The sequence below is a fragment of the Pseudomonas sp. MTM4 genome (assembly GCF_019355055.1).
In the GTDB taxonomy this organism is placed as follows: Bacteria; Pseudomonadota; Gammaproteobacteria; order Pseudomonadales; family Pseudomonadaceae; genus Stutzerimonas.
This window is the reverse complement of sequence record NZ_CP048411.1, coordinates 604131-618698: the sequence shown is the minus strand read 5'-3', so window position 1 is coordinate 618698 and position 14568 is coordinate 604131. Positions and strand designations below refer to the sequence as shown.

The following is a 14568-nucleotide window of genomic DNA, read 5'->3' as shown; positions in this document are numbered from 1 at the left end:
ACGCTTTGGTGTGGCATTCAATATTAGGGAAACGCCATGCCGTAGCGCGCCTATGTCGTAGCAGCTGGGTCTCAGGCAGGCCGATGAGGATCGCGGCAATAGAAAAGCCCACTGAGTGGGCGGGCTTTCGGTTGCCTCCTAAGGAACGTCTATGGAAGTCGCTCCGGGCGACCGGGGATGTGTTGTAGCGCACCCAACTGCCCAGGGAACCCGCCCATGCTATCGACATAGCGTAATGCAGATTTACCATCGCTCCAGCCTACGTACTGCATCAGCGTCTTGAGATCCCAGCCGCTGCGGGTAGCCCAGGTGGCAAAACCGCGGCGCAGCGAGTGACTGCTGTAAGACTCAGGAGACAATCCAGCCAAGTACAGTACGCTGCGCAAGAGAGTGACAACGCTATTTGGGTGCAAGCCCTGCTCACCTAAGTGCCCCCAGCGATCAATGCCGCGAAATACAGGCCCTCGAGCTATGCCCGCCAAGCTGATCCAGTCGACGTAGGCCTGCACCGGGCACAACTTGGCCAATGCTGGCGCGCTAAAGGTCTGGCCATGGTTATCCCGGTCACCTTTGCTCCTGGGAAGGAACAGTTGCATACCCTCCCCGGGCCGCACCTGGATGTGCTCGACTCGTAGGCGGCACAGCTCATCACTGCGAAACGCACGCCAAAAGCCAATCAGGACCAGCGCGCGATCACGGCTACAGCGTAGCAACCGCGGCCAGTCGTTCTCCGCTCGCGCGCTCCTCTCGGCCTCCTCTAACCCCTGCGCACATTGTTCGAGTTGACGTAATTGCAGCGGCTCTGCCTGCTTCTCCTGGCGGGGATGCAGCGTACGGATGCCCTTGAGTATCTGGCGAACCAGTGGAGTCTTGGTCGGATCCGGGAAGCCATGGCTGACATGCCACTGCGCCAGGGCCGCCAGGCGCAGCTTGAGGGTGTTGCTGGACAGCGTGGCAGCGTGATCGACCAGGTAGCGCACGATGGCATCGCTGGTCGCAGGCAGAAAGCCGCCATAGGTGACCTCGTAGTGATCGAGCGCCTGCTTATAGCTGCGCCGAGTGTTGGCCCGAATGCTGGCCTGCAGGTACCGCTCGATGTCTTGGCTCATCGGAGCGCATCCTCTTGTGTACCGGTGATCAACAGGCAAACGATAAAAATACCGCTTCACCTTTAATAATTCTAGATTATCCAATCCTATATCAGACTCTAACCTAGCGCCAAACTAGATCTTCTATAGAATGTAAATACATAGCATGTAGCACGGTACGAAATCGTAGGAGGTTAAAATGGCGCGAGGCGGAATTAATAAGGTGGTTGTTCAAAAGGCACGCACCGCCCTTCTCGCCCGCGGCGAGCATCCAAGCATCGATGCAGTACGGGTCGAGCTCGGAAATACAGGCTCGAAGAGCACTATTCACCGCTACCTTAAAGAGCTCGAGGCCACGAATAACGACCGAGCAGGTGGGCCGATCACGCTAAGCGAGCAATTGGCAAACCTGGTGAATCAATTGGCCGATCAGTTGCAAGAAGAAGCCCAAGCAGCCATTGCTGGTGAGCGAGAGGAATTTGGGCGGGAGCGGATCGAATACCACCATAGGATTCGACAGACCGAAATTTGCGTGCAACAGCTGGAAGACCATGTAGCTGCAGACGCCGAACGATTTCAAAAAACCGAAAACGAGTTGCTGAATGAGAGCCGGCAACGTCAGCAGGCCGAAATCGAAATCTCACGTCTGCAGCAAGCCAATCGGGATTTGGAGGGGCGGCTCAGGGATCGCGACGCGCAGATTTGTTCGCTTGAGGAAAAGCACCAACATTCGCGTGATGCCTTGGAACACTACCGCCAGGCCAGTAAGGAACAGCGCGAACAGGACCAGCGCCGAAATGAGTCACAACTACAGTTAGTTCAGCTGGAAATACGTCAATTGCAACAGACGCTGATCGTCAAACAGGACGAATTAACCCAGCTGAATCGTGACAACGAACGCCTTCTCACCGAGGCAAGACTACAGCAGAGGGATCAACAGGCCCAACAGCGCCAGCTCGATCAGAATATTCAAGCCCGGGAAGCCCTACAGAGTCAGCTCAAGGTGGCAGAAGCTGTCAGGCGAACTGTTGAGCAACGAAATGACGATCTACAAACCAAACTGGATAGCTTAAGCAAGACGAAAATGAGGCAGAGCAGCCGCCAAAAGCCGCGCCGGACTGAGCTTGTAGTTGGAGCTGCAGAGAAAGCACCTCTACCAGCAAAAAGAAGAAAAGGCCCAAGCGCCTAGGTCAGCAACCCTTCTCGGACAGACCATTCCGAAGCAGCTCCTGCCCTACTCATTAAGCTAAAGGGTAGTTCAGGGTCGTTGCAATTCGGACTGAGTAGGCAGCAGATAACCGGGATCGCAAGCAAGCTGGTCTGCGATCCGATAAAGCTTCTCAACGGTGATACTTACTTCACCACGTTCGATCCGCCCCATGTAGCTGCGGTCGATACTACAGGCCAGCGCGAGTGCATCCTGAGAAATGTGGCAAACCTTTCTCTGCGCTCGGATGCGTTCGCCCAAGGCCTTCGCCAAATATTCCATGACCGTCTCAGTTTCATCGAGACGGCAATATCATGCGTTTACGGACGGTCAGGCCACGGACTATAATCCGTATTTAACGCGCTACTCCCTCTGGTACTGCAATGAAATCAGCCTCGTTCATTTTCGATAGGCGGCTGTACGAGCTGCTTCAGAAGGAAGGCCGCACACGATTCACGGTACGTGAACTGCGTGACGCCTATGCCAAGCGCCTGGAAGGCATGAGTTTCCGCATCAATGACGTACGCCGCTATGTGTACGAACAAATACGCCGGATGTTGCGCGTAGGCTGGATAGTACTTGACGAAGAGCGTCGTGTCCGGGGGCAGATCTACCACCTGCTGCCCGTCCCTGCGCATCTGCAACTGGACCTAATCGACAATGGGTTCGAAAACTACCGTAAGGCTGAGCCAGAGCAGATGCAATCAGAGCCCACCGATCCGCTTGCACCGCTTCACCCCTCAGATGATGCAGACCAGCACCTAGAGGCGCTTCTTAAAGAAATCAGGCTGGACTTCCTGACCTCCATGGGTGAGGCGGAGCGGTACAAGCTGCTCATCGATGAAATGCCGCACCTCCGCGATACTGTGGAAGGCGACTATTTGGACGCCCGAGATCGCAGCTCACGCCTACTGGGTCATCTCCGCGCCATCGAAAAAACACTCAAAACTCTTTCGTCCATGCAATGAACAAACAATTGCGAAACTGGCAGCGCCAATGCGTCGACACGGCGCTAGATCACTATTTGCGCGCGTCTCACTTTTTCTGCCAGGCAACGCCAGGCGCCGGCAAGACGCGCATGGCCGCCGAATTGGCCAACAGGCTGCTTGAGCAAGACAGAATCGATCTGGTGCTTTGCTTTGCACCGTCCTGCCAGGTTGTCGAAGGCCTTCGCTCGTCTTTCTGCACTGTTCTTGGTAGGCGCTTCGATGGTCAACTCGGCGCAGTGGGGGCAGCGTTCACCTATCAGGCGATGGAATACCGTAGTGAGGCGTTCTGGACGCTGCTTGATGACTATCGTGTGTTTGCCGTTTTTGATGAAATTCATCACTGCGCCGGCCACGACATGGTCCTGAGCAACGCATGGGGCCAGCAGATACTTCAGCGAATACAGGACAAGGCCGCTTTAACATTGGCTCTATCCGGCACGCCGTGGCGATCGGATGATCGACCCATCGCACTCGCCCGCTACTCCTCGCCCGAGGGGCGGCTGATCTGTGACTACCGCTACGGGATGCAGCAGGCTGTGGCAGACGGGGTATGCCGCTCCCCTCGAATTGTCCTACTCGACAACCAAAAGGTGAGGTTTACCGAGGAGTTGGACACAGAAAACATTGTCAGAACTTTCCCGAACATCGCTACGCTGTTGGGCGAGTCCCCTGTCACTTACGAAGAGCTGTTGCGCCATGATGAGGTTGTAGATCAGCTACTTGATCTTGCTCGCGCGAAGTTAAATGAGGTTCGCCTGCTCGACCCTGAAGCGGCTGGCTTGGTAGTTGCCACTGATATCGTGCACGCCCATCAGGTCGTGAAAGCCCTGAAAGAAAAGGGTGAAAGTTGCCAGCTCGTGACCAACAAAACCCCAGATGCGCAGCGGGTAATAAATCTATTTAGACGCAGCCGCTGTCAATGGATCATCGCTGTTGGAATGATCAGCGAAGGGACGGATATCCCCCGACTCCGAGTGTGCTGCTATCTCAGCCGTATTCGTACCGAGCTGCATTACCGACAGGTGCTTGGGCGAGTGCTTCGTCGTACCGGGCAGTCCGATGACGAGGCTTGGTTGTTCATGCTAGCGGAACCAACATTACAGAGCTTAGCGGAGAGGATTGCAGATGATCTTCCGGAGGACTTGGCGGTACTGAGCAGGATGCCAATGCCTACGCCAGACTCAGCTCTAGATTCACCTACTGGTCGAGCTTCGGTTGTAGGAAATGAAGACCAAGCCAAAACGCACTTGGATACTCTCTCCTCGCTGAAATTTGAAGGAGGAGCCACAAGCGTCTATACCTCTAAGAACCTATCAACTCAGTCGAACTACCAAGTCAGTTTCTCCAAGCATTACCGGCAACAGCTGCTTGCTTGTTTTTGATGCTTATGTGCCGAATGGATGCGCATGGCATTGGAGGTATAATCGCACTGTTACGTTAACTTACTGGTCAAGCCCTCTTCCTTGATGCCAGCACCTCTAGTTATGAGTAGCTCCAAATCGGTGCGCACCAACCACGCCTTCGCGAGCATATCGAACCTCCTGAAGATACAAATGGCGATCCAATAACGGAAAGTCCTTTCGTGGGAACGCACCCAAGTATTGATGCAGGACCCGATACCCAGCCTTGTCGACATGAGGAAAAGCCGCTGCCTTATGCAGGTCATTGGGTAACAGCAAACCCGTTTCAGTATCCTCACATGCCTTAATGAAAATTGAAAACCTAGATGGAGGAAGTACGCCTAGTAGTGAGGCTGCCAATAACATGCTTCCAAATCTGCTTGGCGGGTCCGCTGTAGACGGACCCTTTAAGATGCTCAGATCAAAGGACTCCGGATCAGCAAATCGAGTGCTAACTTTGGACTGAAAATAAATCCTCGCCGCTCCACCTCTGCTCCCATGAAAGGGGGCCTGGAGCAATATGTCAAACAAACTATTAAACAAGCCAAACAAAATGTTTCGCTGATTGGGTCTTTTATATGCCAAGAGGTGCTCGATCTTGCTTAGCGTGGTAAGACGAAAACGAGCGAGCTTTGAACCTTTAGCAGCTATACTCCTTGAGCTCGAATTGCACTCCTGAACAAAAGCATTCCAAGCCTTAGAATAGTGAGACGCATCGGATAGCATTACTAAATCTCGACCGTGCACGTTGCAAATAATTGAATTAACATAACACCAATGTTTTCGCCACATAGGCAAATGACCATTAGCGACGTCGTCTCTTAAACACTCTGGACAAAAGAAATGACGATACCTCCACTCAGCGACGACTCCGTTACGCAGACAGAAATACTCTTTTAATAGTCTAGGATGTATATGTTCGCCCCCGAGCCTTATACGCTTGCTAGCTGACAAGAAATCAGTATCCGGGTCAGCATACTTTAGCTCCAACCCTTCCCAACATTGCAATGGACGTGCATTCAACGCCAAGCGCGTCATGTTTACTGTATGTTTATGAAAACTACATCGAAAAAGCCATGACGATAACGTCTCGTCAACACCCGGCGTTGGCAGAGTGTGTAGCCCCATACCTAGTACCCCCAGGGATTTTTGCTTGCACGTCGCAGCATCTCTAGATCAACCTTCTCCACGCCCAGCTTTACCGCATAACACGCCGCACCTCTAATCAACTCGAGAGTCTTATCCATCCTCCCATAAGTAATAGATAATATCGATCTTACCATTTCCTCAGAGTACAATTGCGACGGCAGCTGTAACGGCAATGATTCCTCGACCTCTAGCAGAAAGGATCTAAATGCCTCATCTTCACACCAATCTGCAAGGGCGATCTCATGAAACCGCCTTTTGAATTCATCATTAGACTGAAGGGCATTCCTCGCGCTAACTGTACCAAAGCAGAACAGCTTCAAGCCATACTCCAATCCCAGCAGTTTCTTAAGGATAGACATATTGATCCGTTGTTCCTGCTTGGAACGCAGCAGCGCATCATGAAACTCATCAATAACTAGCCCCCAAATTTTCCTAAGTTTGATGACTTCTCTGATTTCGTTTGGGATATCCGGGCCGCTTTTAGGCCTCCCTCCAGATGCGACTGGCAAACCAAGCGCCAGCGCAAGCTCAACTTTAAGACTCTTCTTTACGTTAATCTCGGGTGATTCTGCCATGGAGAGGATGGCTAATCCTTCGCTGTTTCTAACTCGTTTAGGGATCTTCGAGATAATCGCGGTTTTACCGGACCCGCCGGGACCAACCACAAGCAACGCTGGCGCATTCATACGCTCTGGGACGGCCGCTATATTATTCATCATTCGAAATACAGCTTCGCTGGAATTATTATCCACCCAAAACTCTTGATGAATTGCAGCAATTCGCACATCTATATCAGCGGTCAGATACTTTTGCATGTCATGTCGAACGTGCTCCCCGCTCATTTCGGGTCCTCAGGCTTGAATCTCTTTGGAGGAGCCGCATAGTCAGGCTTTATCTTAACCGGCTTAACTGCCGAATTATCCCCGGTGGGCATTGGCTGAGCATCAAAATAAGCTTTTTCTGCGGCATGTCGGCGTCTCTCCTTTCGAGTTAGCCTGGTACTCTCCGCCTCGATTTCTTGCTTGGCCCTGTAGGCTTTGCGCCCTCTATCATCACAGATAGCTCCAGAGCGTACCGCTCGACGATGGAACTTACTTGCGCGATATTCTTCATAGCTGGGTGCCTGTCCCGTCAGGTCAGCCAGGGGAATAGGACAAAATTGGCCATTCAATTTCACCCACACCTGATTCATATTGAACGGATCTGACTTAACAATTACATTGCTTGCACCAACAAAAGGTGTTAGTACAGGATCCCAATAGACTTGGCCATGCAGCTTGATACCTCCCGGATTAACTTTACGGCTTTCTTGAGGCATGAACCAAAGTTTCAGCTGCTCGGGGTCCGAAAGTTTCGGAGGATAAGGAATACCCCCGTTTGGTGCAAAATAGTCAGCCCATGTTTGTCGCGGACTAATTTTCAATGCGCTATGTATCGTAGAATGGTAGACAACCACTTCGCGCGCAAACCAGCCAAAAAAATCAGAGAAGGTCATGGTGGCGCTCTTTTCACTATTGAGATCCCGGCGCGCAACCGAATTCGACATCGTAGTGCCCTTTAATAAGTGCACTTTGGTTGTCATGAACGTACCAATCAATCTTTCCACATGGCCGCCAAAGTGCTTTTGACCAATTGGACGGTACGCAGGATGTATTCCAAATGCTTCGCATCCAGCCTTGAATTTTGCACTTGTAAACTCTGCGGCATTATCCATGTGCAGAACCTCGGGCTTGCCATAATAGGGATAATCTTCAGAATCTATGCCAACAGTTCTGGCAAAACCTACTTTAGGAAGCACACTCTGGCTAAGTGCACATGCTACCGAAACAGTCGACGGAACGTGAAGACTGAGGTAGTACCCAAGAATTACTCGTGTGTATACGTCAATTGCTACCGTTAACCAAGGGCGACCAATCACATGGACACGATCGTCCGCTAGCAGAATGATGTCGACCAATGTGTGGTCCATTTGCACCCACTGTAACGGTCTTTGAACAGTTTTCTTACCTGCGCGCGCTATAAACTTTTGGGCTGCCGCGTCAGGGCCCCGTTTTATTTTTAATCTGTTTTTTTCTGATAAAATTGATCGCACGCGCCGCAAAACTGTATCCTTACAAGGAGAAGGAAAACCCTGCTCTTTACATTTAACATCAACTTCCACCCAAACTTTGCTATAACTAGCCCCTCTCGACGCGTACACTTTTTTAGTCGCTTCAAAAATTGCCACTTCAACTGATTCATCCAACCGGGTTACACCTTCCTTAACCCCCCGCTTCTGGAGAACTAGAGACAACGGACCAACGTCCTCGTCGAACTTCTTGGCCAATTGGAAGAAATAGCTCCGCGATACGTTTAGCAGCAGACAAGCTTCACTTATCGTTACTTCCGCTAATTTCCACTTCCTAATTACGTTATAGCGTTCAGCGGCAAGAGATAGCTCATCTTCTGTATAGTCATTAACATTTAGACGAACTTCATTAGCAACGCTCAGTTTATCGGCGACCCCTGCAATCCGCTCGATATCGCGCTTAGAAACTATCAGTGCCTCGCCAGAAGCATTAATAATTACCCTGATATGCTTGTCACTGAATACCGTTTTAACTGTGGCAAGCTTTCCCTTCGCAACCACAAGCTCTCCAGAAACTAGCTGGTCGGTCATAAGTTATATCCGACAAATAAATGCGTTAACTAGCTCAACGGCGTAGCCCAACGCAGATGTGAAAAGCGCGTAAATTTCCAACAGTGTGCAGCCTCAAGTTATGCATGAGAGCGCATGATAAAAAAGTAGACCACGACCGATTTTATCGCCACTGCAATCTACTTTTTAAATCTTAATCGACTTAAGTCATTGATTCGTCTGGACAAATTTGCCAACATTTTTTAAGTAGACGCCACAGCCGTATGTATCTCTTCTCTTTGCACCCAATTTGGTGCTGCATTGCAAGGCGACGCCGTGGCCGGCAACGGCACTACCACATCGTAATTCGCCGTCCCAATCGGGCCCCGTCGGCCCTGTTCGATAGCCAGTGTGCCCCGCGTTCCCAATCAAATCTTGCCGAACACTCGAAGCGGCTGATACTTCCACGCGTGTTCCTGCACACCGTCTGGGCAGCCTTGCCCACGAGTGCTCCGCTTGAGCCGATTATCTGGCGGCAGACAGCTTGTCGACTGGGCCAGCACGTAACTTTTGCGCTTGGATATACGCTTCCTTAGATGGAGACAGGTGCCCGCGGCACAGCGAAACCAAAGCCTCTACGTCGCCACCTCGCAGTGCATTTATCAATTCCCAATGGTCTTGGCGTGAACGTTCGAGCTGGGACGGCATGGCGATGGTTGACGAGCGCATCGAATGGGCTCGCTGGGCATGGTTGCTGATGGCCTCGACGAGTACCGGGTTCTTCGCCAGGCTGAACAGCTCTCGGTGAAAGCGCACGTTCAGGCGAAAGAGCTGGCGCAGATCGCTACGTTCCACCGCATCATCATGGGCGTGTTGGATCGACAGCAGAGTCTGCAGGCGCTCTTCAGGGACCGGAAGCTGAATGAGGCGGACACAATAGGTTTCGAGCAGCTCGCGGACCTCGTAGAGATGCTCGACCTCTTCGATCGTATAGGCCTTTACCAACGCGCCAATATTGCGTTTGCGTTCGACAAGCCCCATTTGCTCAAGCTCCGCAAGAGCGTTCCGTACCGCATGGCGCTTGAGTCCGAAGCGCGCCATCAGATCGTCTTCGACCAGGCGCTCGCGCGGGTGCAGCGTACCGAGCACAATTTCTTCTTCCAACGTCTCGATTACTGACTGCGGACTGTTAGCCGCATCTGAAACCGGCGTTATCTGCGATTCATCCAAGGGCATTTCCAGGTGCTATCGAACTTATCAGCAGGACTATAGAGGGATTCTGGTACTGCCTCAACGGGACGCGCCGCATGGGTTGCCACGATATTCATATCATGGCTAAATGCGTCCATCAGATTATTGATAATAATATCGACAAAGGTGAAATCCGATGGTGGACAAGAAAACAGACGACGCCGTGGTCGTACCGACGGGCCTGCGCAAGGGGCTTACGAATTATGGAGATACCGGCTTCTCGCTCTTTTTGCGTAAGGCGTTCATCAAGGGCGCCGGCTATACGGACGATGCGCTGGACCGCACCATCGTCGGCATCATAAATACCGGTAGCGGTTACAACCCCTGTCATGGCAATGCACCGCAACTGATCGAGGCGGTTAAGCGCGGCGTGATGCTGGCCGGCGGACTCGCAATCGACTTCCCCACCATTTCCATCGGTGAAAGCTTTTCCACGCCGACCAGCATGTACTTGCGCAACCTGATGTCGATGGACACGGAAGAAATGATCCGTGCACAGCCCATGGACGCCGTGGTGCTCATTGGTGGATGCGACAAAACCGTACCCGCACAGCTGATGGGCGCCGCCTCGGCAAACATCCCCACCGTGCAACTGATCACCGGCTCCATGCTGACGGGCGGCCATCGTGGGGTACGCGTCGGTGCCTGTACCGATTGTCGACGTTACTGGGGACAGTACCGTGGCGAGGAGATCGACGAGGCTGAAATCGTCGAGGTCAATTCGAAGCTGGTTGCCAGCGTTGGAACTTGCTCGGTAATGGGGACCGCCAGCACCATGGCCTGTATCAGCGAGGCGCTGGGTATCGTGTTGCCCGGCGGAGCGACGCCACCGGCCGTTACCTCCGATCGCATGCGCATTGCCGAACTCACCGGCAAGCAGGCCGTCGAAATGGCCCGCAGCCAACTCACGCCCGACAAGATCCTCACGCCCAAGGCTTTCGAGAACGCCCTGCGCGTGCTGCTGGCCATCGGTGGCTCCACCAATGGCATCGTGCACCTGACCGCCATTGCCGGACGCATGGGCTATGACATCGACCTGGAGGCCTTCGATCGTATGAGCAGGGACACTCCGGTACTGGTCGACCTCAAACCGTCCGGCCAGCATTACATGGAAGACCTTCATCGCGCAGGCGGGCTGCAGACGGTGCTGCGCGAACTGCGTCCGTTGCTCCATCTCGACGCGCTCACCGTTACCGGTCGCACGTTAGGCGAAGAGCTCGATCAAGTGCCGGTCTTCAAGCAGGACGTGGTGCGCAGCGTGAAGGACCCGATCTATCCGGTCGGTGGCATCGCGTTTTTGCGCGGCAGCCTTGCGCCCGAAGGCGCCATCATCAAGCAGTCCGCCGCCGACGCGACGCTGATGGAGCACGAAGGCCGTGCAGTCGTGTTCGAAAACTCGGAGGATCTAGCCCGGCGCCTGGATGATCCCGACCTCGACGTAAACGCCGACGATGTGCTGGTGCTCAAGAATATCGGCCCAATTGGCGCGCCCGGCATGCCTGAAGCTGGCTACCTGCCCATTCCGAAAAAACTCGCGCGCGCTGGCGTCAAGGACATGGTGCGGATATCCGACGGTCGCATGAGTGGCACCGCTGCCGGGACCATCGTGCTGCATGTGACGCCGGAGGCTGCATTGGGCGGACCGCTGGCTCTGGTGCAGAGTGGCGATCGGATTCGCTTGAGCGTCTCCAAGCGCAGCATCGACTTGCTGGTAGCCGAGGATGAACTCGAGCGCCGGCGCGCAGCCCTTGTGCTGCCCAAACCCCAGAACGCCGAGCGCGGCTACCGCAAGCTCTTCTTCGAACAGATCACCCAGGCCGACAAAGGCTGCGATTTCGACTTCCTGCGTCCACCGACCATGCAAGGTCGGGTCCCCAGTGGTTCCAGCGACTGATTTCGCTCAGCGCTTGCGCATGCGCCGGATGACCGGCGCGCTTTTACGCTCCTCACAATAACAATCGGAGTCCGAATGGAAAGTAATGCCCTGATACTGACGGTCACAGCGACGTCGATCGTCGCCCTGCTCTTTCTGATCGTCAAACTTAAATTCCAACCCTTCCTTGCGCTGATTCTGGTCAGTCTCGGCGCGGGCCTCGCCATTGGCATGGCGCCGCAAGACCTCCTCGCTTTCATCGTCAAGTCGATGGGCGGCACGCTGGGCTTCGTCGCGTTGATTATCGGACTCGGATCGATGTTCGGCGAGATGCTGCGCGTCTCGGGCGGCTCGGAGCGCTTAGCGCTGACCCTGATCGACAAATGCGGGGACCGCAGCGTTCCCTGGGCGTTGGGACTGGTCGGATTCCTCGTCTCCATCGCCGTGTTCATCGATGTGGCCATCGTCATCCTGGTGCCCCTGATCTACGGCATCGCACGCCGTACCGGCAAGTCCCTGCTCTATTACGGCATCCCGCTGTGCGCAGGGCTGAGCGTGACCCACACTTTTCTGCCGCCAACCCCCGGCCCGATCGCGACCGCCAGCATTCTGGGCGCCGACCTCGGTTGGGTCATCATCTGGGGCGTGATCGCCGGATTGCCAGCGATGGCCGTCGCGGGTCCCATGTTCGGCAAGTTCATTTCGAGCCGTATCTTCGTTCCGGTGCCTGAATACATGGTGACCGGGGAGAGCAAGTTCGATGACCCGAGCAAATTGCCGGCATTCAAAGGCGTGGTCCTCACCCTTCTGTTGCCGCTGGTGCTGATCCTCGGAAACACCTCGGCCGAGATGCTGCTGTCCGAAGGAAATCCGCTACGTGACATCTTGATGTTTATCGGCAACCCGATCATCGCCCTGCTGCTGACGACGCTGCTGACCTTTTGGATATTCGGACATAATCGCGGCTTTACGGCGGACCAGTTGCAGAAGATCGCTACCAAGGCGCTGGAGCCAGCCGGGATCATCATCCTGATCACCGGAGCGGGTGGTGTGTTCGGCAAGGTGCTGGTCGAATCAGGCGTCGGCAAGATCCTCGCCGATGCGATGCAGGACATGAACATGCCGCTCGTGCTGTTCGGCTTTGCAACGGCGGCGATCATGCGGATTTCCCAAGGGTCGGGTACCGTAGCGATGATCACTGGCGCAAGCCTGACGGCACCGGTGGCTCAGTTGCTTGGCGCAAGTCCGCAAATGCTGGCGCTGTGCACTATCGCCATTGCCTGTGGTGGCGCCGCCTTCTCGCACGTCAATGATTCAGGCTTCTGGATGGCCAACCGGTACTTCGGCATGAGCGTCTCCGACACGCTGAAATCCTGGACGGTGATGAAAACGATCGTCGGCCTGACCGGTCTCGCTATCTGCCTGGTGATCAGCCTGTTCATAACCTGACCCCCATCGGGCCTGCCAACGGACCACAGGGAGCCCCGTCGCATGCGGGGCTTTCTTTTTTCGCGGCTCCGGAGGCTCGACGCACAAGCCCCTCCCCTGACTATCGGTGCTGCAGCACGACACTACGGATATCGTCGGCCAGCTGGCGTACCCGCTCTTCGCTGGTGTCCCAAGAGCACATGAAGCGTGCGCCGCCGACACCGATGAATGTGTAGAACATCCAGCCGCGGTTCCTCAACGCTTCTAGCGCCAACGGCGGAATGCTCACGAAGACGCCATTTGCTTCGACGGGAAACATCAGCTCTACGCCCGGCACGTCGCTGATCAGTTTTGCGAGCAATTGGGCGCAGTGATTGGCGTGCTCGCCATATTTGATCCAGGCGTTGCTCTCCAGTAATCCAACCCATGGTGCGGACAGAAAGCGCATCTTGGATGCCAGCTGACCAGCTTGCTTGCAACGGTATTCGAAGTCTTCGGCCAGCTCCCGGTTGAAAAACAGGATCGCTTCGCCCACGGCCATGCCGTTTTTGGTACCTCCGAAACAAAGCACGTCCACGCCCGATTTCCAGCTCAGCTCGGCGGGCGTCAGGTCGAGGAATGCACAGGCATTGGAAAACCGCGCGCCATCCATGTGAAGATGCAGCCCAAGCTCCTTACAGGTATCGCTGATCGCACGGAGTTCGTCGGGCCGGTAGACGGTACCGATTTCAGTGGCTTGCGTAATGCTGACGACACGCGGCTTGGGGTAATGGATGTCCTTGCGCTTGAGCGCGACTTCGCGAATCGCCGCCGGGGTCAGCTTGCCCTCCTCGGTCCGCGCCACCAGCAATTTGGAGCCGTTGGAGAAGAATTCCGGCGCGCCGCATTCATCGGTTTCGATATGCGCGATATCTCCGCAGATGACGCTGTGATAGCTCTGGCACAAGGAAGACAGCGCCAGGGAGTTGGCCGCCGTGCCATTGAATGCGAAGAACACTTCGCAATCGGTTTCGAACAACTGGCGGAAATGGTCAGCGGCGCGCGCAGTCCACTGGTCATCACCGTAGGCCCGGTCGTGCCCCTGATTAGCTCTGGCCATGGCATCCCAGGCCTCAGGGCAGATGCCTGAATAATTGTCGCTGGCGAATTGCTGATTAGCGGTGGTCATTTAAGCCTCTTTTGGTTGCTGCCTCAGCGAGTGATCGGCAAGAAGATAACGGTGTAAAGCCCCAGAACCCCAAGCATGAAAACCGAAGCGCCCAGCCACAGGATCGAGGACGCATCGGCATGAATGCGTCCACTCTTCAGTGCGCTGGCGCTACGTGTATAGCGGCGTTGCTGCGTGGCCCAGATGTACAGCCCCGTGATCAGCGAAACCGCTAACAGCATGCCGACGAAGGCTCCGTGATAGGGCATCCAGCGCAGGAACAGCGCGCTGACGGCGATCATGGTGAGCAAGGTCCGCCCCCATGCCAGCGATGTGCGTTCCGGCTGCAGGCCGGGATCTTCGTGTAGCGGCGGACGTGGCGGTTTGGGTTTCAGGCTTCGACGAACGGATATGTGCAT

Annotated in this window: 13 protein-coding genes; 5 read left to right on the top strand and 8 right to left on the bottom strand. The window is 54.6% G+C overall.

Going from position 1 to position 14568, the window contains the following annotated elements; all coding sequences use genetic code 11:
- Positions 1-149: 149 nt before the first annotated feature.
- Positions 150-1109 (bottom strand): site-specific integrase, encoded by a 960-nt coding sequence (locus GYM54_RS02820; protein WP_197444993.1) that lies wholly within the window; start codon positions 1107-1109, stop codon positions 150-152.
- Positions 1110-1287: 178 nt separating this feature from the next.
- Between GYM54_RS02820 and GYM54_RS02815 the strand changes: the two genes are divergently transcribed.
- Positions 1288-2277, top strand: a complete 990-nt coding sequence (locus GYM54_RS02815; RefSeq protein WP_197444992.1) for a DNA-binding protein — start codon at positions 1288-1290, stop codon at positions 2275-2277.
- Positions 2278-2346: 69 nt separating this feature from the next.
- On the opposite strand, the gene GYM54_RS02810 is transcribed toward GYM54_RS02815, so the two are convergent.
- Entirely contained in the window at positions 2347-2577 is a 231-nt protein-coding gene (locus GYM54_RS02810; RefSeq protein ID WP_158188608.1) for a helix-turn-helix domain-containing protein, read from the bottom strand.
- A 101-nt stretch (positions 2578-2678) separates the two neighbouring features.
- Between GYM54_RS02810 and GYM54_RS02805 the strand changes: the two genes are divergently transcribed.
- Positions 2679-3263: a hypothetical protein gene (locus tag GYM54_RS02805; RefSeq protein WP_197444991.1), complete on the top strand. Its 585-nt coding sequence runs from the start codon at positions 2679-2681 to the stop codon at positions 3261-3263.
- Entirely contained in the window at positions 3260-4666 is a 1407-nt protein-coding gene (locus GYM54_RS02800) for a DEAD/DEAH box helicase (protein WP_197444990.1), read from the top strand. The genes GYM54_RS02805 and GYM54_RS02800 overlap by 4 nt, the downstream gene beginning before the upstream one ends.
- Positions 4667-4762: 96 nt before the next feature.
- Here the strand turns inward: GYM54_RS02800 and GYM54_RS21935 are convergent, their stop codons facing one another.
- The 4 genes from GYM54_RS21935 to GYM54_RS02785 all read right to left on the bottom strand — a co-directional run bounded on the left by GYM54_RS21935 (position 4763) and on the right by GYM54_RS02785 (position 9680).
- A complete protein-coding gene (locus GYM54_RS21935) occupies positions 4763-5812 on the bottom strand; it encodes a TniQ family protein (RefSeq protein WP_374105179.1) in 1050 nt (349 codons plus the stop codon).
- A 2-nt stretch (positions 5813-5814) separates the two neighbouring features.
- Positions 5815-6648 carry a TniB family NTP-binding protein gene (locus tag GYM54_RS02795; protein WP_231752165.1) on the bottom strand — a complete coding sequence of 278 codons (834 nt, stop codon included), beginning with the start codon at positions 6646-6648 and terminating at the stop codon, positions 5815-5817.
- 23 nt (positions 6649-6671) lie between these two features.
- A complete protein-coding gene (locus tag GYM54_RS02790; protein ID WP_197444988.1) occupies positions 6672-8492 on the bottom strand; it encodes a Mu transposase C-terminal domain-containing protein in 1821 nt (606 codons plus the stop codon).
- Between the two features lie 483 nt (positions 8493-8975).
- Positions 8976-9680, bottom strand: a complete 705-nt coding sequence (locus tag GYM54_RS02785) for a GntR family transcriptional regulator (protein WP_131648778.1) — start codon at positions 9678-9680, stop codon at positions 8976-8978.
- A gap of 157 nt (positions 9681-9837) precedes the next feature.
- Between GYM54_RS02785 and GYM54_RS02780 the strand changes: the two genes are divergently transcribed.
- Together GYM54_RS02780 and GYM54_RS02775 are read left to right on the top strand one after the other, a co-directional pair.
- Positions 9838-11595 (top strand): IlvD/Edd family dehydratase, encoded by a 1758-nt coding sequence (locus tag GYM54_RS02780; protein ID WP_181103550.1) that lies wholly within the window; start codon positions 9838-9840, stop codon positions 11593-11595.
- A gap of 75 nt (positions 11596-11670) precedes the next feature.
- Positions 11671-13023 (top strand): gluconate:H+ symporter, encoded by a 1353-nt coding sequence (locus GYM54_RS02775; protein WP_181103552.1) that lies wholly within the window; start codon positions 11671-11673, stop codon positions 13021-13023.
- 100 nt (positions 13024-13123) lie between these two features.
- On the opposite strand, the gene GYM54_RS02770 is transcribed toward GYM54_RS02775, so the two are convergent.
- Together GYM54_RS02770 and GYM54_RS02765 are read right to left on the bottom strand one after the other, a co-directional pair.
- A complete protein-coding gene (locus tag GYM54_RS02770; RefSeq protein ID WP_181103554.1) occupies positions 13124-14170 on the bottom strand; it encodes a low specificity L-threonine aldolase in 1047 nt (348 codons plus the stop codon).
- Positions 14171-14193: 23 nt separating this feature from the next.
- Complete coding sequence (locus GYM54_RS02765) at positions 14194-14568, bottom strand: DUF202 domain-containing protein (RefSeq protein ID WP_181103556.1); 375 nt, start codon at positions 14566-14568, stop codon at positions 14194-14196.